This is a genomic window from Pseudomonas sp. B21-047, from assembly GCF_024748775.1.
Taxonomy (GTDB): Bacteria; Pseudomonadota; Gammaproteobacteria; order Pseudomonadales; family Pseudomonadaceae; genus Aquipseudomonas; species Aquipseudomonas capeferrum.
In genome coordinates this window covers 2,272,441-2,295,330 of the sequence record NZ_CP087169.1, presented here as the reverse complement: position 1 = coordinate 2,295,330, position 22,890 = coordinate 2,272,441, and the positions used below count along the sequence as shown (strand labels likewise).

The 22,890-nt window shown below is 54.4% G+C and carries 22 protein-coding genes and 1 pseudogene; 12 read left to right on the top strand and 11 right to left on the bottom strand.

All coding sequences use genetic code 11. From position 1 onward, the window contains the following. The first annotated feature begins 643 nt into the window (after positions 1-643). From LOY26_RS10560 to LOY26_RS10540, 5 genes are all read left to right on the top strand, one after another. A complete protein-coding gene (locus LOY26_RS10560; protein WP_014860752.1) occupies positions 644-1,198 on the top strand; it encodes an OsmC family protein in 555 nt (184 codons plus the stop codon). Positions 1,199-1,289: 91 nt separating this feature from the next. Further along, on the top strand, positions 1,290-2,063 hold the full coding sequence (locus LOY26_RS10555) for an SDR family NAD(P)-dependent oxidoreductase (RefSeq protein ID WP_063427211.1): 774 nt from the start codon (positions 1,290-1,292) through the stop codon (positions 2,061-2,063). 92 nt (positions 2,064-2,155) lie between these two features. Next, complete coding sequence (locus LOY26_RS10550) at positions 2,156-2,746, top strand: TetR/AcrR family transcriptional regulator (protein WP_063427213.1); 591 nt, start codon at positions 2,156-2,158, stop codon at positions 2,744-2,746. 3 nt (positions 2,747-2,749) lie between these two features. Further along, positions 2,750-3,448: a DsbA family oxidoreductase gene (locus LOY26_RS10545; protein WP_181097899.1), complete on the top strand. Its 699-nt coding sequence runs from the start codon at positions 2,750-2,752 to the stop codon at positions 3,446-3,448. Positions 3,449-3,511: 63 nt separating this feature from the next. Further along, positions 3,512-3,841, top strand: coding sequence for a co-chaperone YbbN (locus LOY26_RS10540; RefSeq protein WP_063427272.1), 330 nt, complete (start codon positions 3,512-3,514; stop codon positions 3,839-3,841). A 21-nt stretch (positions 3,842-3,862) separates the two neighbouring features. On the opposite strand, the gene kefC is transcribed toward LOY26_RS10540, so the two are convergent. From kefC to LOY26_RS10505, 7 genes are all read right to left on the bottom strand, one after another. Beyond that, positions 3,863-5,698: a glutathione-regulated potassium-efflux system protein KefC gene (gene kefC, locus LOY26_RS10535; protein WP_014860755.1), complete on the bottom strand. Its 1,836-nt coding sequence runs from the start codon at positions 5,696-5,698 to the stop codon at positions 3,863-3,865. Next, positions 5,699-6,220 carry a glutathione-regulated potassium-efflux system oxidoreductase KefF gene (gene kefF / locus LOY26_RS10530; RefSeq protein WP_258714701.1) on the bottom strand — a complete coding sequence of 174 codons (522 nt, stop codon included), beginning with the start codon at positions 6,218-6,220 and terminating at the stop codon, positions 5,699-5,701. It abuts the gene before it with no gap. Positions 6,221-6,330: 110 nt separating this feature from the next. Then, complete coding sequence (locus LOY26_RS10525; protein WP_014860756.1) at positions 6,331-6,549, bottom strand: 4-oxalocrotonate tautomerase family protein; 219 nt, start codon at positions 6,547-6,549, stop codon at positions 6,331-6,333. Between the two features lie 30 nt (positions 6,550-6,579). Then, on the bottom strand, positions 6,580-7,686 hold the full coding sequence (locus LOY26_RS10520; RefSeq protein ID WP_014860757.1) for an alkene reductase: 1,107 nt from the start codon (positions 7,684-7,686) through the stop codon (positions 6,580-6,582). A gap of 43 nt (positions 7,687-7,729) precedes the next feature. Continuing rightward, a complete protein-coding gene (locus tag LOY26_RS10515) occupies positions 7,730-8,062 on the bottom strand; it encodes a carboxymuconolactone decarboxylase family protein (protein WP_014860758.1) in 333 nt (110 codons plus the stop codon). Positions 8,063-8,783: 721 nt separating this feature from the next. Next, positions 8,784-9,344, bottom strand: coding sequence for a TetR/AcrR family transcriptional regulator (locus tag LOY26_RS10510; RefSeq protein ID WP_063427219.1), 561 nt, complete (start codon positions 9,342-9,344; stop codon positions 8,784-8,786). Positions 9,345-9,457: 113 nt separating this feature from the next. Further along, entirely contained in the window at positions 9,458-10,936 is a 1,479-nt protein-coding gene (locus LOY26_RS10505) for an amino acid permease (protein WP_258714700.1), read from the bottom strand. 348 nt (positions 10,937-11,284) lie between these two features. Here LOY26_RS10505 and metC point away from each other — a divergent pair, with 348 nt between their 5' ends. Then, entirely contained in the window at positions 11,285-12,454 is a 1,170-nt protein-coding gene (gene metC, locus LOY26_RS10500) for a cystathionine beta-lyase (RefSeq protein ID WP_258714699.1), read from the top strand. Between the two features lie 1,855 nt (positions 12,455-14,309). On the opposite strand, the gene LOY26_RS10495 is transcribed toward metC, so the two are convergent. After that, positions 14,310-14,861, bottom strand: a complete 552-nt coding sequence (locus LOY26_RS10495; protein ID WP_258714698.1) for an HAD domain-containing protein — start codon at positions 14,859-14,861, stop codon at positions 14,310-14,312. A gap of 150 nt (positions 14,862-15,011) precedes the next feature. Then, a complete protein-coding gene (locus tag LOY26_RS10490) occupies positions 15,012-15,434 on the bottom strand; it encodes a hypothetical protein (protein WP_258714697.1) in 423 nt (140 codons plus the stop codon). A gap of 468 nt (positions 15,435-15,902) precedes the next feature. On the opposite strand from LOY26_RS10490, the gene LOY26_RS10485 reads away from it, so the two are divergent. The 4 genes and pseudogenes from LOY26_RS10485 to LOY26_RS10470 all read left to right on the top strand — a co-directional run bounded on the left by LOY26_RS10485 (position 15,903) and on the right by LOY26_RS10470 (position 17,975). After that, a complete protein-coding gene (locus tag LOY26_RS10485) occupies positions 15,903-16,208 on the top strand; it encodes a winged helix-turn-helix transcriptional regulator (RefSeq protein WP_258714696.1) in 306 nt (101 codons plus the stop codon). A 216-nt stretch (positions 16,209-16,424) separates the two neighbouring features. Continuing rightward, positions 16,425-16,952: pseudogene (locus tag LOY26_RS10480) on the top strand (nicotinate phosphoribosyltransferase); the annotation flags it as partial. 81 nt (positions 16,953-17,033) lie between these two features. Next, positions 17,034-17,270: a hypothetical protein gene (locus tag LOY26_RS10475; protein WP_186659415.1), complete on the top strand. Its 237-nt coding sequence runs from the start codon at positions 17,034-17,036 to the stop codon at positions 17,268-17,270. Positions 17,271-17,282: 12 nt separating this feature from the next. Continuing rightward, positions 17,283-17,975: a DUF421 domain-containing protein gene (locus tag LOY26_RS10470; protein WP_033697298.1), complete on the top strand. Its 693-nt coding sequence runs from the start codon at positions 17,283-17,285 to the stop codon at positions 17,973-17,975. An 89-nt stretch (positions 17,976-18,064) separates the two neighbouring features. On the opposite strand, the gene LOY26_RS10465 is transcribed toward LOY26_RS10470, so the two are convergent. Next, the gene (locus LOY26_RS10465; protein ID WP_033697297.1) at positions 18,065-18,952 is read right to left on the bottom strand and encodes a LysR family transcriptional regulator; all 888 of its coding nucleotides are present in this window, start codon (positions 18,950-18,952) and stop codon (positions 18,065-18,067) included. 112 nt (positions 18,953-19,064) lie between these two features. Between LOY26_RS10465 and LOY26_RS10460 the strand changes: the two genes are divergently transcribed. Together LOY26_RS10460 and ppnN are read left to right on the top strand one after the other, a co-directional pair. Next, complete coding sequence (locus LOY26_RS10460) at positions 19,065-20,126, top strand: YeiH family protein (RefSeq protein WP_258714695.1); 1,062 nt, start codon at positions 19,065-19,067, stop codon at positions 20,124-20,126. A 155-nt stretch (positions 20,127-20,281) separates the two neighbouring features. Next, positions 20,282-21,655 carry a nucleotide 5'-monophosphate nucleosidase PpnN gene (gene ppnN, locus LOY26_RS10455; RefSeq protein WP_033697295.1) on the top strand — a complete coding sequence of 458 codons (1,374 nt, stop codon included), beginning with the start codon at positions 20,282-20,284 and terminating at the stop codon, positions 21,653-21,655. A 42-nt stretch (positions 21,656-21,697) separates the two neighbouring features. Here the strand turns inward: ppnN and LOY26_RS10450 are convergent, their stop codons facing one another. Then, positions 21,698-22,864: a GGDEF domain-containing protein gene (locus tag LOY26_RS10450; protein ID WP_186660053.1), complete on the bottom strand. Its 1,167-nt coding sequence runs from the start codon at positions 22,862-22,864 to the stop codon at positions 21,698-21,700. Positions 22,865-22,890: the final 26 nt, after the last annotated feature.

Genomic DNA, 22,890 nt, shown 5'->3' with positions numbered 1-22,890 from the left:
ACGGCCTAGGTGAGAGCCTCCCTTGATGGGCAGTTCCACCTTCGATAGGTGTGCTTTGTGCGAACTTCGCGCATCGAATCGCATACGAGGAGGGCTAGGCTGATAGCCGGTAAGCAGGTGTGTTGGCGTCTTCATGATACCGCTCCGACCTCAATGGATGCCCAGGCAACCTGGGGCTGCACACCCTTGTACTTTCTCCATGCCTGCATCCATTTCCTATCCTGGTACGCTTCTCATATTCATAAGCCCCTGCTGGGCGAAGACAAAAGTGCTGCCAGCCTCAAGCATTTACCACCTCGCTAATTTTAATAATAAAAACAGTAACTTGGAATTTTTTCCTTGAACCGCTACCGCCTCATCCTACGGGATCACCTCGATACCCGCTGCTGACCTTGGAAGGATGCGGCCTGCTGATCCTGCGTTGATCTAGATGATGCGAAAGAAAGGGTTTGCAGTCGCCTACCCGGCTCGGGAGCCATTATCCCGCGCGCCCGCCAGGTACGAAGCGCTAAGGATGGAAAGGTCGTCACATGGGGACATGGCGCCTTGTTTGAAATAATTCCTTGCAAGCCACCCTACCAGTTGGTAGAGTGATTCCTCAGCGAACACCACCCATAAATGTGTTGCACATAGGACTTATCAAATGACAAACAACCTGAACGGTATTGACGTAGCAGCCCTGCAACAGTTTGCCCAAGGCGTTGCTGAGGATGCGAGCAAGCGTCACGCCAGTTTCAACGTTAAGACCGCGTGGAAAGGCCAGACCCGCACTGTGGCCAAAGTCAGCCGTTACAGCCTGGCCGGTGAAACCTACTCGCGTGATTTTGAAATCGCCGCCGATGAGCCAAATGAATTGCTGGGCCAAAACACCGCACCTAACCCTCAGGAGCTGCTGATGGCTGCTCTCAACGCCTGCATGTCGGTCGGGTATGCCGCCAATGCCGCGATGATGGGCATCAAGATCCACAGCCTGGAAATTGAGACTGACGGCACTCTCGATCTCCGTGGCTTCTTGGGCATCGATGAAAGCGTTAACCCAGGTTACGACGAGGTAAGTGTCGTAATCCGCCTGCACACCGATGCCTCCCGTGAGCGTGTGGAAGAGCTGCACAAGGTGGTGCTTAAGACTTCGGTGAACTACGCGAACTTCTCCAAAGCCATTCGTATGGTGCCTACCCTCGAAGTGCGCGAGGGCTGATCCTTAGCCGCGTCACATCCAAGCCCAGCGTGCATCAGCAGAAAACCTGCTGGTGCCGCTCTTAACGAAGTCGGGATAACCGGAGTCTGCAATGATTGATTTTTTTAATGGCAAAAAACTGTTGGTCGTCGGCGGCACGAGCGGCATGGGCCTGGAAACGGCGCGCCTGTTTTTGAAGGCTGGTGGCAGCGTGGTACTCACTGGCAGCAAGCAGGACAAAGCCGACGCTGTTCGCGCTGAACTGAGTTCATTGGGGAACGTATCGGTGATCGTTGCGAACCTGATGACCGAAGAAGGAATGAATTTCGTACGCAACGAAATCAATGCCAACCACAGCGACATTGGCTTCATGGTGAACTCTGCAGGCATATTCATTCCGAAGCCTTTCATCGAGCACGATGAGGCTGACTACGACATGTATCTGGATTTGAACCGCGCCACATTCTTTATCACTCAGGCCGTGGTCAAGAATATGCTTGCCGCCAAGCGCGAAGGTTCCATTGTCAACGTCGGTTCGATTGGCGCACAAGCTGCACTGGCCGGCTCTCCAGCGACTGCTTATTCGATGGCCAAGGCGGGCCTGCACGCAGTCACCCGAAATTTGGCAATTGAACTGGCGCACTCTGGCATCAGAGTCAATGCGGTGTCGCCTGGCATCGTCCATACCTCAATCTATGAAGGTTTCATGGACAAGGACGCGATCCCCGATGCGATGAAGTCTCTTAACGATTTCCACCCGCTGGGGCGAGTCGGTGTTCCCGAAGACGTGGCCAACACCATCCTCTTCTTGCTCTCGGATAAAACTTCCTGGGTGACAGGTGCTATCTGGGACGTTGATGCAGGAGTGATGGCAGTACGCGCCTAATACCCTAGCAAGCCCTGCGTATGGCGCCTCCTGTTGAGGCGCTTTCTCAGTGCGCTGACTCCGGTGAAAGGTGCTGGCTGTAGGAGTTTCAAATGTCTATTACGACAAAAGCTGCGCTTATGAGTTACGCGGAAACCCAGATGCGTTCAAAGGGTTACTCAGCATTCAGTTACGCTGATCTCGCTGCGAAGATCGGTATCAGAAAAGCCAGCATTCACCATCATTTTCCTACGAAGGAGTGCTTGGGCGCAGAACTGATCAGCGATTATATCTCCCGGTTCAATGAAACGCTGGCATCAATCGAAGCCTTGCATCCCGAGCCATTGCAGCGCTTACAGGCCTTTTCCCGACTATTCGTGATCAGCGCGAATGAGGGGCTGCTGCCTTTATGCGGCGCATTGGCTGCGGAAATGGCTGCGTTGCCATTGTCGCTCCAAGGGCTCACGCGGGACTTCTTCAACTCTCAGCTCGCCTGGCTCCAAAGCACTCTGAATGACGCAGTCCGCCAGCACGGATGGTCGCTGGGAACAACGGCTGAGAACTTCGCCTTCATGCTGTTGAGCATGCTGGAGGGGGCAAGCCTTATTGATTGGACACTCGGTCGATCAACCGACCCTCTGGCTGGCTTTAACCATTTGCTTGAAATGGCGGCAATGCAGGCTTCCCTCCTTCGCGCAGGCTAAATTATGCAAAACTCATCGAAAAAATATGTAGTCGACATCTGGTCTGATTATGTGTGCCCTTGGTGCTGGATAGCCAAGCGCCGCTTTGAGAAAGCACTTGAAAGCTTCTCAGAGAAGGACGACGTGCAAGTCAACGTTCGGGCCTATCGGCTGGCTGCTAACCACACTCCTGAGCCGATGATCCCGGCCCTGAAACGTAAGCTCGGCAACGCAAACTCCGCTTTGGCGATGATGGGTACAGTCAGTAACTATGGCAAGGTCGACGGGTTGGATTACTGCTTTGACACCATGATGTTTGGCGATACCACTGACGCTCATGTGCTAGTGAAAGCTGTTGAAGATTCGGCAGTAAAAACGCGGCTCGTAGAGGCGCTGTACGAGCAAAGTACCAGTCACGGCAAATCCCTCTTTGATCGCACCAGCTTGGCAGCGATTGCTAAAGACGCAGGTGTGTCGGACGAGTCAATCCAACTGGCTTGGTCATCTGCAGAGCTGCGCGCTGAAATGGAGGCGGATGAGCAGTTTTCCGCCCAATTGGGCGCTGGCGTACCGCTTTTCGTGTTCAACAATGAATTTTCAGTGGTAGGTGCGCAGCCTGAAGCTACGTTTCTTAAAGCACTTAATCACATGGTTGAGAGCATGCAAGTCGACGACAGCTCACCCACTGGACAGGTCTGCGGCATCGATGGCTGCAAGATTTGATTGGCAATGAATGGAGGCACTCTGAAGGTGCCGCCTGCCCTTAATACAGAACGAGAAATCCAGATGAGTCGTATCGTTGAGTTGAGCGCTCCCCAATTTGCTCGCTTCGTAGCCAAAGGGAGCAGTGTCGTAATGTTCTCAGCCTCCTGGTGCAAACCTTGTAAAGAAATGAAGCCGATCTTCTTGGAGCTGGAGGGGAAACTCCATTCATTAGCGGTATTCGGAAAGATTGATATTGCGGTGTCTCCGACAATTGCGCCGATGTATGGCATCCGCTCTGTGCCATCCTTGGCGGTTTTTCACGAAGGCCGATTACTGAAAATCTTCGCAGGGTCTAAGTCAGTTTCATCCTTGAAGAAAGCGATTATTGCTGAGCTGGAAGATGCTTGCTGACCGAGCATCCTCCGTAACTCGTCAATCTGTTCGGTCATTATTCTCGCGGTTTCTTAGACCATTTTCTCCTGGGCCTGTGTCAATTGGGTGAGCACGATCTTCGTTGAAAATTTCCGTCAGTAAAGCGTTCGCTCGTTTGTAAGCGTCGTACTTGAATTCGGTGTCATCAACAGGTTGAGCGGCCATTTCTTCCAGCATTTCCAAATTCAGGCGACGGAACCGATCCGCACGCTCACGAGCCTCGTAGCGCCCTACACCCAGTTGCTCCAAGGCTCTTCGCCCAAGAGACAACGCGCTTTCAAAGGTTTCCCGTTCCACGGCCTCTATGCCCATCTGGCGCAAGGTAATGCTGTGCCCCATATCACGAGCGCGCACCACCAGTTTTAGGGATGGAAAATGCTCTTGGGCCAGCTCGGTCAGTGCCAGGTTATCGTCCTGATTGTCGATAGCGTTGATCAGCACCACGGCTTTCGCGGCACCCGCAGCGTGAAGTAGATCGAGACGTGTAGCATCCCCGTAAAACACCTTCACCCCGAACTTTCGCAGTGTCTCAATGTGGTCGGGATCATGATCCAAGACCACTACCTCAAAGCCACAGGACATCAGCAGACGCCCAGCGATTTGACCGAACCGACCGAAGCCAGCAATGATGACCCGAGGATTGCTCTGATCAATGATGTCTGATTCCTTGCTGCCCTGTTTGCCCGACGAGTCCAAGTGATTGAGCAAGAGGATCAGCAGAGGCGTTACACACATGGACAGCGCAACCGCCAACGTCAGACTTTTACCCCAGGGGTCGACCAGGATGCCGGCGACTGTCGCTGCGCCAAATACTACAAAGGCAAACTCACTGCCTTGGCCCAGGAACACCGCCTGCCATGAGCGCTGATCACTGGGGACACTCAGGAAGCGCCCCAGAAGCTTGATCACGAGCAGTTTGATCAGGATAAAGCCCAACGTCAGAGTGATGACCTTCAAAGGGGCATCGATCAGCGTTCCGAAGTCAATCGACATGCCTACGCCGATGAAGAACAGACCCAGCAAGAGTCCCTTGAAAGGTTCGATATCGCTCTCCAGGGCGTGACGGTATTCCGAACTGGCCAATAGAACGCCCGCTAAGAAAGCCCCCATGGCCATGGATAAGCCTGCCCCTTCCAATAAGAGGCCGAACCCGAATACCAGGAAAAGGGCGACAGCACTAAAGATCTCCCTCAGGCCAGAGCGCGCTACAAAGCGAAGGACGGGTCTAGATACGTACTGACCCAAGAGAACAACTGCGACAATTGCACCAACGATTTTGGCGATGGACAGGGCCAGCTCCGAACCCGAGGGCGTACCGCCATTTGCGGCCAGCAGTGGAATCATCGCCACGAGGGGAATCGCCGCGATGTCTTGGAAAAGCAACACGGCAAAGCTGCTTCGACCCACCGCAGTCGAGGTCACGTTCCGCTCATTCATGGCCTGCATGGCGATGGCTGTAGACGAGAGGCTCAGCGTCAGTCCCACAAGCAGCGCAGCTGTCCAGCTCAAGCCTAGTGCAGCGCAAAATATTGCGATGGCTGCACCACATGCAAGCATCTGCAGCGCACCTCCACCGAACACCATTCGACGCATAGACCAAAGACGCTTGGGGTCGAGTTCAAGACCGATGATGAACAGCATCAACACCACGCCAATTTCAGCAAAGTGCAGTATGGACTCAACATCGGTTACAAGCTTCAAGCCCCACGGGCCAATTAAGCAGCCGGCAATCAGATACCCCAGAACCGGGCCTAAACCTAACCGAACGGCAATTGGGACTATCAAGGCAGCTGAGCCCAGATAGATAAGCATTTCAATCAGGCTGTGAGTGTCCATTTAATCTTCCTTCCACGAGGCCAAAAGCTCGCCGTAATGACGGATCTGCCTGAGCAGTCCGGCTTGATCTGCTCTGTATGTGCCGTGAACTGCTACTGGACTTAACCAACGCATTCCACAGTAATTTGCGGTTGCTTGAAGGGGCTGGGACAGCACGGCGAAACCTGGGTGGTCGCCGCCTTCAAAATGATCATGGTCTCCGCCCGTGGTCACGACCCACAGTAGATTTTTATTTTTTAAAGCAGTAGCACCATTGCCGTATGCCCAGCCCCGTGTGAAGACCTTGTCAATCCACAACTTCAAAAGTGGCGGGTAGCTATACCAATACAAGGGATGCTGCAGAACCAGCAGATCTGCTTGTTCAACGGCCTCCTGTTCAGCTTCAACGTTGATATTGAAATCTGGGTATAAATCGTACAGGGAGCGGATTACAACATCGGGTCTATTTGCTGCGAACCTGAGCATGAACTTGTTTACGTTGGATTTCTCAGGATAAGGATGGGCGTAAATGATCAGAATCATGGCGTGATACCCCACCAACCTGGCATTCTACAATAACGGAAAAAGCCCCCTGGTCGTTGAGCGTAAAATGCACTCAACGATCAGGGAGCTATTGGTTCAGCGATGAAGCTTTACTGGCCTGCTTGCAGCTTCAACACATCCTGGGCAGTGACTGGATTGCCAGCAATGCCCCAGTCTCCGCTCTTGACCTCTTCGAAAATTACCCAGGTCAGGGCACGCATATTTTCCCCTTCCACCGACACCATGGCGTCAGTCACTTTGCGAATGACCTCAGCTTTTTGCTCGTCAGAAAAAACCCCTTCAATACCCTTGATAGTTACGAGTGGCATGGTGTTCTCCTAAATGTTTGGGATGGAATATCAGGCTTTTGCTGCTGCGTATTCCGGGTAGTCGGTGTAACCCTTGTCAATCGAATCGCTTACGCCGTAGTAGGTCGCACGATCACCCTCGGCTAGAGGCCAATCGTTCTGCATACGCTCTACAAGATCAGGGTTAGCGATATAGGCGGTGCCGAAGGCAATCAGGTCTAGCTCGCCTTTAGCCAGCTCAGACTCTGCGATTTCCTTGGTGAAGCCGCCCGCAGCCATCAAGGTGCCTTTGTAAGCCTCGCGGAACGCAGCACCGAAGCCTGGTGGCGTTTGCGCGGCCAAGATGGTTGGTTGGTAGTTCAGGTGAACAAATGCCAGCTCTCGTTCATTGAGGGCAGCCGCCATGCTCATCCAGGTTTCTTCTTCGCCTTCGTAAACACCGAAGTCGTACAGGCGACCAAACGGCGAGAAGCGAACGCCAATCTTCGAACCACCGATCTCAGCAGCAATGGCGTCAATCGTTTCCAGCAGGAAGCGCTGGCGGTTGGCAATAGAGCCACCGTACTGATCAGTCCGAGTGTTCAGGGCGCTGCTCAGGAATTGATCGAACAGGAAGCCGTTGGCTGCCATGATCTCAATACCGTCAAAACCTGCATCCATCGCCATCCGCGCGGATTTAACGAAATCCGCAATGACGCGTTTCACTTCTTCAGTTTCCAGGGCGCGTGGTTCGCTTGGTTGAACAGGCCCAGATTTGCCCGGTTCGATCCAGGCATACACCGTGGTATCCACCGCAGGCACCGTACCGGAGGATACAGGCACCATGCCATGTACCGAAACGTGGGACATGCGGCCCACGTGCCAGAGCTGTGCAAAAATCTTCCCGCCCTTGGCGTGCACCGCGTCAGTGACTTTGCGCCAGCCTGGTAGGTGCACATCTTCGTAAATGCCAGGGGTGTACAGATAGCCACGAGCCTCATCGGAGATAGGCAGGCCTTCGGTGATCAGCAAGCCGGCAGAAGCACGTTGCGCGTAGTACAGCGCGTTGGACTCATTTGGAATGTTGTTCAGAGTTCGGGTGCGAGTCATGGGCGCCATGACAACGCGGTTTTTCAGGGGAATGCCAGCCAGATCGTAAGGTGTGAAAAGCTTATTCATGATTACTCTCGAAATCGTCTAGGAAGGAAAGTCGGCGTTATGCTTAGGACTTATCGAAAGCGTCGAGTACATGGGTGCTGTACACCAAAGCGGCACCGGCGTTCATGTTGATGGCTACACCCAGTGCTTCGGCGACTTCTTCACTTGTAACGCCGAGCTTCTTAGCCTCAGCAGCGTGGAAGGCGATGCACCCGTCGCAGCGAGTGGTCACAGCTACAGCCAAAGAAATCAGCTCGCGGGTTTTGGCATCCAGATGATTCGTCTTCCCACCAGCAGCGCCTAGCGCAGCCATGCCTTTCATGGTTTCAGGGGACAGGCCATTGAGCTCTACGAGGCGAGTGTTGATGTCTTTGCGGGTTTGCTTCCAATCTTGCATGAGGCTCTCACATGGGCGTTAACGCCCGGCAGGTTCGCGGGTTTGTTTCGACAATGGACATACGCTACCATCTAGTTGGTAGGCTTGCAACGCCTCATGCGAAATTCACGTCATTACGCATGATTGAGGTGACAGTATCGATACGTGGCCAGCGAAACGTGGGACGAAGGCGCCTGTCCATGACTGCGCGCCTACCTACAGGTAGCTCACTGTAAGCATTGAATGGACGCTGGACTGCACACCCAAGGTGTATCGAGTGACTACAGCTCGGGAGCGGGTTCGGTGCCCCTATCGGGTCGACGAAGCTCACGATGCCCTCGCTAGCGTCTCCAGAAACAGCTTGAGCAAATTACTGCCGGGCACCTACGCCAATGCCGATGAGACTGTTGTTCTCATCTGCGGCTGGAAAACGGTGGGAAACACACAAATACCGACCGATAGGTAGCTTTTCGACCGGTATCGTTAAATCACCTGATTTAGGTCTGCTCAGCGACGTCGTCTCTGCTCTGAGCATTGGTTATACGCGCGGGGTATGCACCGCTCGTCCGGATGGGCAGCAGGTGATAAAGAATCGTAGGAACAAATGGCCGTAAGGCTGGGAGAACGGAGGCAGGCAGAAGGAGAACGGGCTACAAAGGAGATCTACATGGGTGACGCCCACCCTGGCAGGTGGGCAATCAGGTACGAATTACGATGCATTGATAGGTGTGAATCGCACCGATCAGACAATGATACTTCTCATAATCAAGCTGAAGCCGGATTGCGAGCCTACTTTATCGCTCATCGCCCAAGAAACAAAACTGTCACCTTCTAGAATGTTCAAAATCGCTCTTGAAATTTCATTTGGATTTAGATCGCCGCGTATCAGATTTTCAGCTTGACCTTTGATCAAATTGCTTTCTAACCACAGGAGATGAATTTGGAAAAACTTTTGAGTAAGCTCTTTGAGACTTTCTGGCAAGGCGGACAACTCTGCTGCAAGCGCACCACAGAGAGGTAGCATTCCATTTTCCGAGCTATCAACAAACAATGAGGCGAAAGCCTCTAAGCGGTCTAGCGCATCAGCGTTTTGTTCATTGATTAAAGCTAGATTTTTCTCAAATCTAAAGAGATAGCTCTCAATCACCGCGATCCCGAGCCCTTCTTTCGTCGGAAAGTGGTGATGAATGCTTGCTTTCTTAATACCAATTTCATCCGCTAAATCTGCATAGCTAAATGCTGCGTAACCCTTGGTACGCAATAGTAATTCAGCAGTAATGAGGAGATCGGAACGCGTGCTCATGACTTTACCTTGATTTTCTGATAGAGCCATATTAACTGCATTAGGGCAGTGATTCAACTCATAGAGCGACAAGGGGACACCATGAAACGCCCCCTAATCGCCCAAAACCGTTTTTACGTGGCCTGTACGGCTTTCACCTCTTCATCAGCCCTGACTTTCGCACGAACGACTCTCGACCACCCAACGAGTAGGACAACTGCTATCACCGGAATCGAAAGGACAGTATACGTACCATTAGGGTAGTCAAAGCCCAATAGAACTAGTACAGCAAGCAGGAAAGCAAGGGTCAACCATGAAGTGAACGGCGCGCCTGGCATTTTGAAATCCACCATTGCGACCTCCCCTTTTTTTACTGCACGCCGATACCTTAACTGCGACAGAACAATAAAGGCCCATGTAGAAAGTATACCCAAGGAAACCATATTCAACAGCAATTCGAACAATTGTGATGGAATCAAGTAATTCAGAAATACACCAAATACGTTAATACCCATGGTCACTAGGATTCCCATGTAAGGTACCCCTTGTGAATTCATACGCTTAAAGATTTTTGGTGCAGAGCCACCCATCGCAAGCGACCTCAAAACCCGCCCAGTTGCATACAGCCCTGAATTCAAGCTTGAGAGCGCGGCTGTCATCACGACAATATTCATGATGGAACCAATACCTGGAACTCCGAGCATTTCAAAAAAAGTTACGAAAGGGCTAACATTCGCACTATAGGCAGTCCATGGAAGAACAGTAACCAACAAAAATACAGAGCCAACGTAAAATAGGCTTATCCGCCAAATCACGCCATTGATTGCTTTGGGAATAACACTCTTGGGATCCGCCGTCTCGCCAGCCGCGGTTCCAACCAACTCTATACTCGCATATGCGAATATAACACCCTGCACGATTATTACAGCCGGCAGTAAACCATGGGGAAATATACCACCGTTGTCTGTAATTAGGTGCAACCCAGGGATAGTCCCACCTACCTCATGACCCGTAGCAAAAAAGTACGAGCCCACAATCAAAAAGATGCTAATTGCGGCAACCTTTATCACCGCAAACCAAAACTCCATCTCCCCGAACCACTTCACACCCACCATATTCATCAATGTGACCACGCCCAATGCGCTTAGTGCAGACACCCACTGGGGCACATCTGCGAACACACCCCAATACTTCATGTAAATCGCAATTGCGGTTATATCGACAACACCTGTCAGTGCCCAGACTAGAAAATACATCCAACCTGCGACGAAGGAAGCACGCTCACCCATAAACTCACGAGTGTAAGAAACAAAGCTCCCACTACTCGGTCTGTGCATTACTAATTCACCAAGCGCCCTGAGTATAAAAAAAGCGAAAACCCCGCACACCAAGTACACAACAGCGAGTGCGGGCCCTGCGATCTGCAACCTGGCACCGGCCCCCAAAAACAAGCCAGTACCAATTGCCCCTCCAAGCGCCATCATCTGCACATGCCGCTTCTTTAAGTGCTTTGAATATCCGCTCTCGTGAGATTCGAGCCATTCTGACTGACTTTTTAGATCGCCACTTTTAGCTTTGAATGCGGACTGCGATGTTTCAATTTGGCTTTTCATGTGTCACCTAAGCGATGAATTTGCAGTTTTTGTATTATTTCTTGCAAACCTAAACTTGCGGCAGATCCCAAAACAACTATGAAGCATTATTATTTTTAAATGTCGCAACACCGGAGCATTGAATGAAAAACCCGCTCAACCCCAGGCGAGCATGACGACACAACAAAAACCTACCATCCGAATGGATGGCTTTCAACAAAAAATTACAAATTATCCTATGCCATTGAATTCATTGGGTGTTTCAACAGATCCCAACCACATGGTAGACATTTATCAAAGGAATGAATAACCTTGAACCTGCCGGTGGCGCTCTCGCCCACACCCTAAGCCAACGTTCTGGAAGGTAAGATGAACAAATACAATAACGTACAAACGTTACTTGCTCAGGCCTCCGTCCAACCTGAGCAACACCATGGGTTTGTCAACACGCCAATTTATCGGGGCTCTACGGTGGCGTTCCCCACCTGTGAGTCGATGCGTGAGGGGCGCCAGAAATACGTATACGGTCGCTGGAATAACCCCACTACGGAGGCTTTGAGTCAGGCATTGCGCCAACTTGAGGGAGCGGAAGGCACAGTGATATGCCCATCAGGCCTCTCGGCCTGTACTACCGCCATTCTTGCGGTGGTCGGCGCTGGCGATCATTTGCTCGTGGCCGACAATGTATATGCCCCTATAAGGACATTCTGTGAAAGCGAAGGTCGGCGCCTAGGAATCGAAGTCTCGTTTTATGACCCCACAATAGGGTCAGGCATCATTGACTTCTTGAGGCCAAATACTAAAGCTATCTATACAGAGTCACCTGGCTCTTTAACTTTGGAAATTCAAGACATTCCAGCAATTGCCAAGATCGCTCATGCGCACGACATACTCGTAATTGCTGACAATACTTGGGGCACACCACTTTACTTTCCGTCAATAGATCTCGGCGTCGACTTGTCCATCATGGCAGCGACAAAGTATATTGTCGGCCATTCCGACGCTGTCATCGGAACGGTATCGGCATCCAAGCGAGCCTGGGATCGCTTGAAGCGCTATCACTTCAACATGGGGCTGTTCGCAAGCCCTGATGACGTGGCCCTCGCGCTCAGAGGACTGCGAACATTAGATGTCCGGCTTGAACGACACTTCAAGAACGCAACTATTGTGGCTAAGTGGCTGGATAATCACCCTGATGTTGAATCAGTCTATTACCCTGCCTTAGAGTCCCACCCTCAACACCACCTATGGAAGCGAGATTTTAAGGGTGCTTCAGGCTTGCTTTCATTTGTCCTCAAGCCGTCAACGCAAGCAGCGGCAGATGCGCTGCTAGATAACTTGTCATTGTTCTCTATTGGCTACTCCTGGGGTGGCTATGAAAGCTTGGCAATGATAGCAAACCCGAGTCTGGTAAGAAGCGAAACCGCCTGGGAGGTACAGGGACACCTAGTTAGGCTTCACATTGGACTTGAAAGCCCACATGATCTCATTGAAGACCTAGAGTTAGGCTTTTCCAAGTACAACTCGCTAAAACCTTAAGCTCGCGAAATATTTTAAGCGCAGCCTGAAATATCAGGCTGCGCCTTACAGCTTAGTTATAATTTGAAGAGCATGGCGACCACTAAAACACTCAAACTTGACAAGACGCCTACCTAGTGATAGGCTTAATTTTCGCATTGTACCAACCGACATAATTTGATGAGGAAGAGTATTATGGACAAAAACGGCAGCCCACCCAATCGGCCAACTTTTCGAGTTAGCATCAACCGATCATCCGCCAACAGAAGAGTTCGTTATATAGAAGGAACCCAGATTGATCCTAATGAGTGCATATTTTGTGTGCCAGATCTGGATGATGACGTCGTTGACATAGCTGACCGCGTGCCTGACGACAAACTGAACCAAAGTCCAAGCTAAGGTGAACCCTCACCACCATTTACTGTGATGGAGGGTTTGTATTGCACATTGTCTCAGAAAATTTGTCAGTGCATTGCACGCATTAAAGCAACAGGCCAACGTACCCTTATGGGACGCCATACCACGCTGAGCGCGGGAATACAGCACCGCACCGAGATGTTGACTTAGCCCCAAGTTTCTTACAGTAGCCGAGAAAGTTGGTTGAAATAAGCGGGTGTAGTTTAATGGTACAACTATAGCTTCCCCAGTTACCGGTGAGGGATCGATTCCTCTACCCACTCCAACCCTTGACCTAGAGCCTCACAGCTACTCCCCCCGAGATTTCATCTTCCTCGCATTTGGCCTCAATTGGGCGCGATTCGCTCCTCAGAACATACCCTCCTGGTGCGCCATTTCGGATGACCTGCGCTAACCCCACCTGCTCCACTGAACGCGTTGGGAAAGTGATCGCATACTGGGTAATGTGTTTATTTTGTGCGGGTAGCCAGTCCCTGACGGCGATCAGGTCAGCCACACTGCCCCCCCCCGCGAAGCATACTTCAGGCTGCGCCCCCTGGATGGTTTCAATCCCATTCCTGATGCCGAAGGTGAGCCAGAGGTGGTGGAAGCGAACTGCTATTCTGAGCAGACAATTTGCAGGCCAAAATGCATCGGTTACTTAGCAGTTAGTCGAAAAATACTCCGCCATAAAAACGCGCAGTGAAGATGGAAGCGCGTAGGGTCAAGATAGAACACAGTTCAGCTTACTTCACTACAGACGAACCGCAAGGCCACGCAACAGCGTTTAGAATGGATCAGTGATTAGAAATTTTAGTGTCAGAAAATCTTCCACCGAGCCAATCGGTAACCACATAAATGCTACTCAACGTCTGTACAACCAAGAAGCCTTGAACAGTCGAACTATGCATGATGATTGACGTGCGTATAGTGTCACCGTCATCGAAACGTCCTCCTCGATCGGCGAAGACCACTCCCTCCAGATAGAGATCCCCTGGCCCATAAGCAGCCGCCGAAATATATGCTGTAACCGGCACCCCGAAATCTCGCCGCATAGCGTTGACAACACTAGTTGGCAAAGCGGCAGCCACATTCCGGTCAGCATGACACGTAGACAACGGAGCTCGTTTCCTAGCCATGTAGCACCTCTCATAGCCTAATGATCAAGACAGAAGACGACACTCACTCTTCGTCCTTCGCGTCATCCCTGCTCGCCGTCCAAACTCGCCCATACGATTCATCCTGCAGAAGCGAATCACCGGCATCTTCGAACATGCACCCGAGCCACCTCATGCGCTTCATACCTGCTACTTGAGTAAAAAAGCATCTCTCACAAAGGTGCAGCTCGTAGTCTTCACCGCTGTGTTCTGATCCCTCTCTCCAGGATGCCTGCAAGGTAGCGAACTGAAACTCACCTGCTACACGCGTCGATTCTCCGCAGACATCGCAGAGCACATCGGTAACCGCGCTTGGTTCTGACTCACCGCTGAGCTTCATCACAACCTCTCATCTTAACGAGAAGTTGCAGTTTGGCTCTTAGTTCGAGTTGAGTCTGCTTACTACCAAGCCCGAGATTTGGGTCACACCTCACAAGCCTATCGTCATGCTCTGGCCAGCTAAAATCTGGATCGTCATCGATCGCAATCCATTGGGTGATCCCTGCACGAGTCACCGCGCCACATATCTGCTCATAGCGAGTAAAAAGGTCATACCCTTCCCTCACCGTAGCCCGCATCCGGGAATGCCAAGTCGCCGAAACTGTGCGATCTTGAAGATTCACTGGCAAAGCTGCACGAGCTCTTTGATACCCGAGCATCCGCACCCAGGACGTAGATAAACTGATTTTGACAATCGGAAAGTCCTGCAAAATGTCATACAGGATTGGCGCGTGCATCATGAGCTTACCCTCAGCTCTAAGCTCAATCCCATGTTTGGTTCGGAAAGCTGCATCAGGATGAAGCACCCCGTCGAAATCCAAAAACAAGATCACGTCGTCTGGTCGAATCACTCGAGGTCGTACAGAGTTGATCATGATATGCCCCCGGCTATGGCTATACTCACACACGCCTCCTCGTGACCACGCACTGCCTAAAAACCTCGGAAATTCACGCGAGCTTGCGAAGCGTGGCTTCTGTTTAACGCTAGAGATCAACCCAAAGAACCCAGCAATTTCATAGAAGACTTAAATAAGAACCTTAAAACCCTCCTCTTCGAGCGTATCAATCTTCCCACCTGCTGGCGAAGTATAAACAACACCCTCTGCAACCTTATGCATCGAAACTTTACCGCCTTCCTCCCCGCGCCCGACGATCAAACTTAAGACCTTATTCATAGCCCAACCACCACCTCCGTTCATCCAGGCAGGACTCATCAACAGAACCTCAGTTACTTTAAGATCTTCAGACTGTTTTTCTAGAACATCTTCAAGCACATTCACATCGCTTAAAAAATACTGACGCGATGCTAATTTTCCATTCTCCAATTCTTCTACCACAACCTGATAGAAGTGGTAGTAGCTTTGCCATTCCACAATCCTCATGCACGTGTGGCCCTCACCTAACAATGCAGATGCATTCGAACTCCATGACTCATGGGTGACAAACATTTTTCGATCCTTTCATTTTTACTCGCACATTAGGGCTTGGCCGAAAGTCAGCGCCTTGCAGTGAAGTGTCGCCAGACACATATTCAGACTTGCCAAACTGCCACCATATGGGCTGAAGGGATCTGTACCTCCACCCCAACTTTTGTCAATTTATGGCATATATTGAAACCGCCTGAATTTTGGGTGCAGGCCTACCCCGCATAATTTCTGCGCATAGAGAATAGAGGCTAGCGATCCTTAATGGTCATTATATGGCGTGTTATGGATCGACGCAATGTGGCTTCATCCTGTCTTTTACGGGTGAAGAACATGTCTCTTAGCGAGGCCATGGCTGCGGTTGTCAGAGCATTGAGACAAAACCGGAAAATGACTCAGGACGATCTGACGATGATCGGTCGGAGGGGAAGAAGCCGCATTGAGGGCGGGAAGGCTAACGTGACGATAGACACGCTTTCTAACGTAGCAACAATGCTCGAAGTCGACCCCGCTCTGCTTCTCCTGCTCGCCCACTCTGCTCACTCCGGTGAGCCTGTCGATGTCGCGCTCAAGCGCATCTCGTCCAAGCTCAACGCTCTCAAGCAGGATGGTGTCATCGAGAACATCGCTGCGCAGCCCGAGCGACCAATTGGTAGACCTGCTACTCGCGACATCCAGGCCGCACTCCAACGTGCTCCCCTTTTGAAGGAGGCCGGCATGTCGAACTCTGAGATTGCCCAAGAGCTGGGCGTGTCAAAAACGACTGTGCAGCGGTTTCTTACCAAACCAGCAAGCTGATCAAACCCTGGAATTGCCGCTATCTTCAATGACGCTTCTGAGGGCCGAATGACGACTCAGGCTCACTCCCCATCAAAATCGCACCCTTTAAGCTTGAAATGGGTGGGCATTCCAAGGTGCATGAGGTAAGCCATTGAAAAATTTCAGTTTGGAACGCCCGAAAGCGAGCGAGCATTTTTGGCAACATCCATGCGATTTTCAGCAAATTAGCAAAACCACGAATGGTTCATGGCCCACCAGCAACTTGGCCCGCGGCTGGTCGACAGCCAGGCGGCCGCGCTGGATTGCTGGGTACGCGAATATCGCGGGCTGCTGGGCATCGCGTTGACCGATTGCATCACCATGGACGCGTTCATGGGCGATTTCGATTTGTACTTCGCCAAACTGTTCGACGGTTTGCGCCACGACTCTGGCGACCCGCTAGCCTGGGCAGAGAAGGCCATTGCCCACTATGAAAGTCTGGGCATCGACCCGCAGGGCAAGACGTTGATCTTTTCCGATGGGCTGGACTTTGCCAAGGCACTTGGCCTGTACCGCGCGCTGCATGAACGGATCAATGTGAGCTTTGGCATCGGCACCCATCTTACTTGCGATATCCCAGGTGTCGTACCGATGAACATCGTGATCAAGATGACGGCCTGCAATGGTGCGCCGGTGGCGAAGATCAGTGATAGCCCGGGCAAGACGCAGTGCCGGGATGAGAACTTCGTGGCTTATCTGAAGCATGTGTTCAAGGTAGCTTGAGCCCTGTCACTGTGAGCGCCTACTAGAGTGGAAGAGGTGTATGCGAAGCGGTCAAGCGAAACGGTTATTGGAGTCCAACCCATGAAAGATCAGATCACTAAGCTGGATGAAACCCTAGAGGGGCTCGCTCAGATCGCAGATGAACTCGAACGCCAAGTAGCCCCATGTCCAGTGACTCGCCTTTTGCTTATCGCATGGTTAACCGAGTGGGTGCGAGGCCCGGAAACCCAGGCTGCGTTGAAGCGAGATCTTCCTTGCTTGCCTCAATCATTGAAATCGGCCTATGCGGTGTGGATTCACCACAGCGGTGGCCGCTAACGAGGAAAACAAATGGTATCTTTCGACCTTCAACGGATGCTGCTGGGCGATCTGCCTGTGACCTTTCTTCTGGAGGTCGCCCTTAGGGTCTTGGCCGCATTTGCAGCCGTCTTCTTCTTCCTCAAATTCAGTGGCCGACGCGGAATCAAACAGCTCTCCCGCTTCGAGCTGGTCGTTATTCTGACCCTCGGCTCCGCTGCCGGCGATGTGACCTTCTACGAGGATGTTCCGCTGCTGCCGGTGGCCCTGGTCTTCTTGACGCTCCTGTTGTTGTATCGGGGTACGGTCTACCTCATGAAGCGGAGCAAGACGTGTGAAGCCTGGATTGATGGATTGCCGATAACGGTGGTGAAGGACGGAATGTACGAGATCCATTCGCTGCGCAATATGAACATTTCCTCGAATGAACTTTTCATGGAACTACGCCAGCGCGGTGTAGAGCACTTGGGACAGGTACGTTTGGGCTTGTTGGAAACTGACGGTGAGCTCAGTTTGTATTTCTATGAGCCGGAGGACACCAAGGCGGGCTTGTCAGTGCTCCCTTTCGAGCATCGTCCGCAATACTCCTCACCACCTTCTGCCGGCCTTTACTGTTGCGTGGGCTGTGGTTTTCCAACCTACCATGGGGCGCACGACTCGGTCGCATGTGAGCGCTGTGGCCATGTCGTTTGGTCCCCAGCGCTGGACACGCTACGCAATCGTTAGGCAGCGTGCTCAGCCTCGACCTTGGCCCAACGCTATTGACTGCCGTCGAAGCCGGGCGGCGCGCGAAATGCATTGGGCGCCCGCAAGACCTAACCCACTTCAAGCTCCCCAACGCACAACGCCATAAACCGTGCCGCCGCCCGCGAAGGCGTGGCGGCATGGGGCATCAGGATGGAAAAGCGCCTCACCAGTGGCTGCGGCGCAATCCGCAGCCGCCGCAACGCGCCATCCTCATGGCGAATCGACATGGCCGACACAAAGCCGATGCCCATCCCCGCCCGCACCGCTTCCTTTACCCCCTCCACGCCAGCAATTTCCAGCCCCACGCGCATTGCCACGCCACTGCGGGCAAACGCGCGTTCGACAATCTGCCGCACCCCTGACCCACTCTCGCGCAGCACCAAGGGGTAGGCCCCCACAGCCTCCAGGGTCTGCGGCTCGTCACCTGCCAACGGATGGCCACTGGGCACGATGGCGACGATCTCGTCTTCACGCCACGGCGTCACCCCCGTGCCCAGGGGCAGCTCCTGCCCGGGGGGGCCTTCGATCAGGGCGATGTCGACACTGCCCAGCGCGGCGACGATTTCTGCGGTATTGCCATTGGAGGTACTCACCGACACGTCGGGGTAGCGTGCATGGAAGTCGGCGATCAGGTACGGCAACAGGTAGCTGGCCGGGGTGGTACTGGCGCCGATGCGCAGTGTGCCGCGCTCCAGGCCGCGCATAGCCTCGCGCAGGGCTTGCGCCTGGCGAAAGGTGTCGCGCAGTCGCTCGGCATGGGCCAGCAGCTGCTCACCCGCAGCTGTCAGCCGCACGCCACGGCCGGCGCGTTGATAAAGCGGTTCGCCGAACGCCTCCTGCAGCAACTTCAGCTGCCCGGACACAGCCGGCTGCGACAGGTGCAACGCCTGGGCCGCATGGCTGATGTTGCCGTGCTCGGCAACCGTGGCGAACGTTATCAGTTGTTCTGGGGTCATGAATTGAAAATATCAGCAAAATGGATACTTCACATCCTAAATTACGATTTTTTATAAGCTTATAACCAGATTAACGTAGGCCTTGTCGAAACACCTTTTCCGGAGGACTCACATGGCCACGGCTCCGTCCCACCCCGCCTATACGCCTACCCTCTCTACCCGAGGGCGGCTCAATGGCATCCTGTTCGTCGCGCTGTTCGCGCTTGCCGTCACCCAGCTGGCGGCCTTGCCCGCCATCGCCAGCCTGGGTATCAGCCCCTTGATCGTCGGCATCGTTGCCGGTGCCTTGTATGGCAATGCACTGCGCGATGGCGTGCCGGCCAGTTGGGCGGCGGGCATCAATTTTTCGGCGCGCGGGCTGCTGCGCATCGCCGTGGCCTTCTTCGGCCTGCGGGTCAGCCTGCAGGAAATCGCCGAAGTCGGCTGGTCGGGGCTGACGGTGTCGCTGCTGGTGGTGGTCAGCACCCTGCTGATCGGCCTCTGGTGTGGCATGAAGCTGCTCAAGCTGGACCGCGACACCGCGCTGCTCACCGCCGCCGGCAGTGCCATCTGCGGCGCGGCTGCGGTGCTGGCCTTCGAGTCGGCGCTGCGCAGCGCTCCGCACAAGAGCGCCATGGCGGTCGGCAGCGTGGTGCTGTTCGGTACCCTGTCGATGTTCCTCTACCCACTGGCGATCAATGCCGGCTGGCTGCACCTCGATACCCTGGGCGCCGGGCTGTTCCTGGGCGGCACTATCCATGAAGTAGCCCAGGTGGTCGGCGCTGCGAGCAACGTCAGCCCCGAGGCTACGCACATTGCGACCATCGTCAAAATGACCCGGGTGATGCTGCTGGTGCCGGTGTTGCTGGTGCTGGGCTTGTGGATCAGCCGCGCGCGCCAGCCTGGCCAGGGGCAAGGCAACGGGCGCATCGCCATGCCCTGGTTCGCCTTCGGCTTCCTGGCGCTGGTGCTGGTGAACTCGCTGCAGGTGCTGCCTGGCAGTGTGACCCAGGTGGTGAATACGCTCGACACCTTTGCCCTGACCATGGCCATGACAGCGCTGGGCATGGAGACGCGCTTCAGCCAGATCCGCCAGGCGGGGCCACGGGCGCTGATTACCGGGGCAATACTCAACCTGTGGCTGGTGGGCGGTGGGCTGGCCATTACCCTCGGGGTGCAAAAACTGTTCGGCTGAACATGCAAGCTCGGAGTGGGCGGCTTCGCGGGTTTACCCGCGAAGCCGCCCACTCCGTCTGCAGAATCTTTCCACGGTGCCCCCTCGTTGTCGCGTGCATTTCTCGGTATGGTGGTGTCAAAGAAGGATGTTTTACCCGCACAGGAAAGACTTAGATGCCTCAACGCCATGTCATAAATGCATCCGTCAGCCCCAAAGGCAGCCTGGAGACGCTGTCGCAACGTGAAGTGCAGCAACTGAGTGAAGTCGGTACCGGTAGCCTTTACACCCTGTTCCGCCAGTGCGCCCTGGCCATCCTCAATACCGGCGCGCATGTCGACAATGCCAAGACCATCCTCGAGGCCTACAAGGACTTCGAGGTGCGCATCCACCAGCAAGACCGCGGCGTACGCCTGGAGCTGTTGAATGCCCCAGCCGATGCCTTCGTCGATGGCGAGATGATCGCCAGCACCCGCGAAATGCTCTTCAGCGCCTTGCGCGACATCGTCTATACCGAAAGCGAGCTGGCCAGCCAGCGCATCGACCTGGAAAGCTCCCAGGGCATCACCGATTACGTATTCCACCTATTGCGCAACGCCCGCACCCTGCGCCCCGGCGTAGAGCCGAAGATGGTGGTGTGCTGGGGCGGCCACTCGATCAGCACCGAGGAATACCAGTACACCAAGAAGGTCGGCCACGAGCTGGGCCTGCGCAAGCTGGACGTCTGCACCGGCTGCGGCCCTGGGGTGATGAAGGGCCCGATGAAGGGCGCCACCATCGCCCATGCCAAGCAACGCATGCACGGCAGCCGCTACCTGGGCCTGACCGAGCCGGGCATCATCGCTGCCGAGGCGCCGAACCCGATCGTCAACGAACTGGTGATCCTGCCGGACATCGAGAAACGCCTGGAAGCCTTCGTCCGCGTCGGCCACGGCATCATTATCTTCCCCGGCGGCGCCGGTACAGCCGAGGAGTTCCTCTACCTGCTCGGCATTCTCATGCACCCGGACAACCAGGGCCTCCCCTTCCCGGTGGTGCTGACCGGGCCGCGCAGTGCCGAGCCGTTCCTGATGCAGTTGCACGCGTTCGTCGGCGCCACCCTGGGGGACGCCGCCCAGCGCCACTACCAGATCATCATCGATGACCCGGCCGAAGTGGCGCGGCAGATGGTCGAAGGGCTCAAGGAGGTGAAGCAGTTCCGCCGCGAGCGCAACGATGCCTTCCATTTCAACTGGCTGCTGAAGATCGACGAGGGCTTCCAGCACCCGTTCGACCCGACCCATGCCAACATGGCCGAACTGGCCCTGCGCCGCGAGCTGCCGCCGCATGAACTGGCCGCCAACCTGCGCCGGGCGTTTTCCGGGATTGTGGCGGGCAACGTCAAGGACAAGGGCATCCGCCTGATCGAGGAACACGGGCCGTACCAGATCCGTGGTGACAGTGCGGTTTTGGCGCCGCTGGGGCACCTGTTGCAGGCGTTTGTCGACCAGCACCGGATGAAACTGCCGGGTGGCGCGGCGTATGTGCCTTGCTATCAGGTTGTGACCTGAGTGTTTGGGGGCCGCTTTTGCGGCCCCCAGCGTCAAGCGTTGCTAGCTACCCGAGCTGACCAGCGTCCGGTCAACCAGGCGAATGCTGTCGCGCCCACCGCGCTTGGACTGATACAGCGCTACATCTCCCTGCTCGATCAACGCCGCCAGGCTCGCGGGCGGCTGGTCGAACAGGTTGGCACCGATGCTCAAGGTCACGGCCTGCGGCGTGGGCACCGTTTGCAGCGCAAACTGCTGAAACTGTTCACGCAACTGGCTGCCCAGCGCCACCACGCGCTCGCTGGTCGCCGCACTGAGCAGGATGACAAACTCGTCGCCGCCAAGCCGCGCCGCCAGTGACCGCTCCGGCAACACCGCACGCATCATCTCGCTCAAGGCGATCAACAGCCGATCACCGGCAATGTGCCCGTGCAAATCGTTGACCAGCTTGAAATTGTCGATGTCGATCAGCAGCAAGGCGCCTGGCCGTGCCGGGCTCACCTCTTTGAAAAAGTGCGTCGCCCGCACTTCCAGCGCGCGGCGGTTGTACAACGCCGTCAGCGGGTCCCGTGCCGCCAGCCGGGCGATGCGCTCTTCACGGCGATAACGCACCGTGCCGGTCATCGACAGCGCAATCAGCATGATTGCCATCGCCCCCTCGACCAGGGAAACCTGGATGATCAGCCCGCCAAACGTCGCCAGGTCAATCAGCGTGCCCGGGGCAATCGCAATGATCGCCTTCGCCACATAGAACAGGCCATGAATCAGCAGCACATAACGCAACTGCACCGCGCCCACGCTCAACGACCTGCCGTGGGGCTTCAACAGAAAACTGGCTTTGAGCGTCAGCAACGCCACCAGCAACGAGTTGACCATCAGCATCACCTTCGACCACTCCGGGCCGGCGGGCAACAGCAGCAAGGCGAACCACACCCCTACCATCAGCAGCCAGGCGCGCGACAGGCGGTGCTGGGTGAAGCGCAACACCCCCAGCAGAAAAAACCCGTGCGCCACCACCAGCAAGCCATTGGCGAACCAGATACCGATCAGCAGCAAGCCGATGCCCCGCAACAGGGCCAGGGTGGAGCCGACGGTGATCGTGGCGAAGCCGGCGCTCCAGAACAGCAGCGAAGGCTCGCGAACACTGCGCCACTCGATCGCCAGGTACAAGGCAGCCGCAGCTGCCAGGGCGATGGTGATTGTCAGCATCGTTGGGGGGTCAAGCGCCATGGACGGTTTGGCCTATCTGGTTAACG

Coding starts and splice junctions, on each gene's coding strand:
- LOY26_RS10560 (WP_014860752.1), top strand. CDS start 644: ATGACAAACAACCTGAACGGTATTGACGTAGCAGCCCTGCAACAGTTT.
- LOY26_RS10555 (WP_063427211.1), top strand. CDS start 1,290: ATGATTGATTTTTTTAATGGCAAAAAACTGTTGGTCGTCGGCGGCACG.
- LOY26_RS10550 (WP_063427213.1), top strand. CDS start 2,156: ATGTCTATTACGACAAAAGCTGCGCTTATGAGTTACGCGGAAACCCAG.
- LOY26_RS10545 (WP_181097899.1), top strand. CDS start 2,750: ATGCAAAACTCATCGAAAAAATATGTAGTCGACATCTGGTCTGATTAT.
- LOY26_RS10540 (WP_063427272.1), top strand. CDS start 3,512: ATGAGTCGTATCGTTGAGTTGAGCGCTCCCCAATTTGCTCGCTTCGTA.
- kefC (WP_014860755.1), bottom strand. CDS start 5,698: ATGGACACTCACAGCCTGATTGAAATGCTTATCTATCTGGGCTCAGCT.
- kefF (WP_258714701.1), bottom strand. CDS start 6,220: ATGATTCTGATCATTTACGCCCATCCTTATCCTGAGAAATCCAACGTA.
- LOY26_RS10525 (WP_014860756.1), bottom strand. CDS start 6,549: ATGCCACTCGTAACTATCAAGGGTATTGAAGGGGTTTTTTCTGACGAG.
- LOY26_RS10520 (WP_014860757.1), bottom strand. CDS start 7,686: ATGAATAAGCTTTTCACACCTTACGATCTGGCTGGCATTCCCCTGAAA.
- LOY26_RS10515 (WP_014860758.1), bottom strand. CDS start 8,062: ATGCAAGATTGGAAGCAAACCCGCAAAGACATCAACACTCGCCTCGTA.
- LOY26_RS10510 (WP_063427219.1), bottom strand. CDS start 9,344: ATGAGCACGCGTTCCGATCTCCTCATTACTGCTGAATTACTATTGCGT.
- LOY26_RS10505 (WP_258714700.1), bottom strand. CDS start 10,936: ATGAAAAGCCAAATTGAAACATCGCAGTCCGCATTCAAAGCTAAAAGT.
- metC (WP_258714699.1), top strand. CDS start 11,285: ATGAACAAATACAATAACGTACAAACGTTACTTGCTCAGGCCTCCGTC.
- LOY26_RS10495 (WP_258714698.1), bottom strand. CDS start 14,861: ATGATCAACTCTGTACGACCTCGAGTGATTCGACCAGACGACGTGATC.
- LOY26_RS10490 (WP_258714697.1), bottom strand. CDS start 15,434: ATGTTTGTCACCCATGAGTCATGGAGTTCGAATGCATCTGCATTGTTA.
- LOY26_RS10485 (WP_258714696.1), top strand. CDS start 15,903: ATGCTCGAAGTCGACCCCGCTCTGCTTCTCCTGCTCGCCCACTCTGCT.
- LOY26_RS10475 (WP_186659415.1), top strand. CDS start 17,034: ATGAAAGATCAGATCACTAAGCTGGATGAAACCCTAGAGGGGCTCGCT.
- LOY26_RS10470 (WP_033697298.1), top strand. CDS start 17,283: ATGGTATCTTTCGACCTTCAACGGATGCTGCTGGGCGATCTGCCTGTG.
- LOY26_RS10465 (WP_033697297.1), bottom strand. CDS start 18,952: ATGACCCCAGAACAACTGATAACGTTCGCCACGGTTGCCGAGCACGGC.
- LOY26_RS10460 (WP_258714695.1), top strand. CDS start 19,065: ATGGCCACGGCTCCGTCCCACCCCGCCTATACGCCTACCCTCTCTACC.
- ppnN (WP_033697295.1), top strand. CDS start 20,282: ATGCCTCAACGCCATGTCATAAATGCATCCGTCAGCCCCAAAGGCAGC.
- LOY26_RS10450 (WP_186660053.1), bottom strand. CDS start 22,864: ATGGCGCTTGACCCCCCAACGATGCTGACAATCACCATCGCCCTGGCA.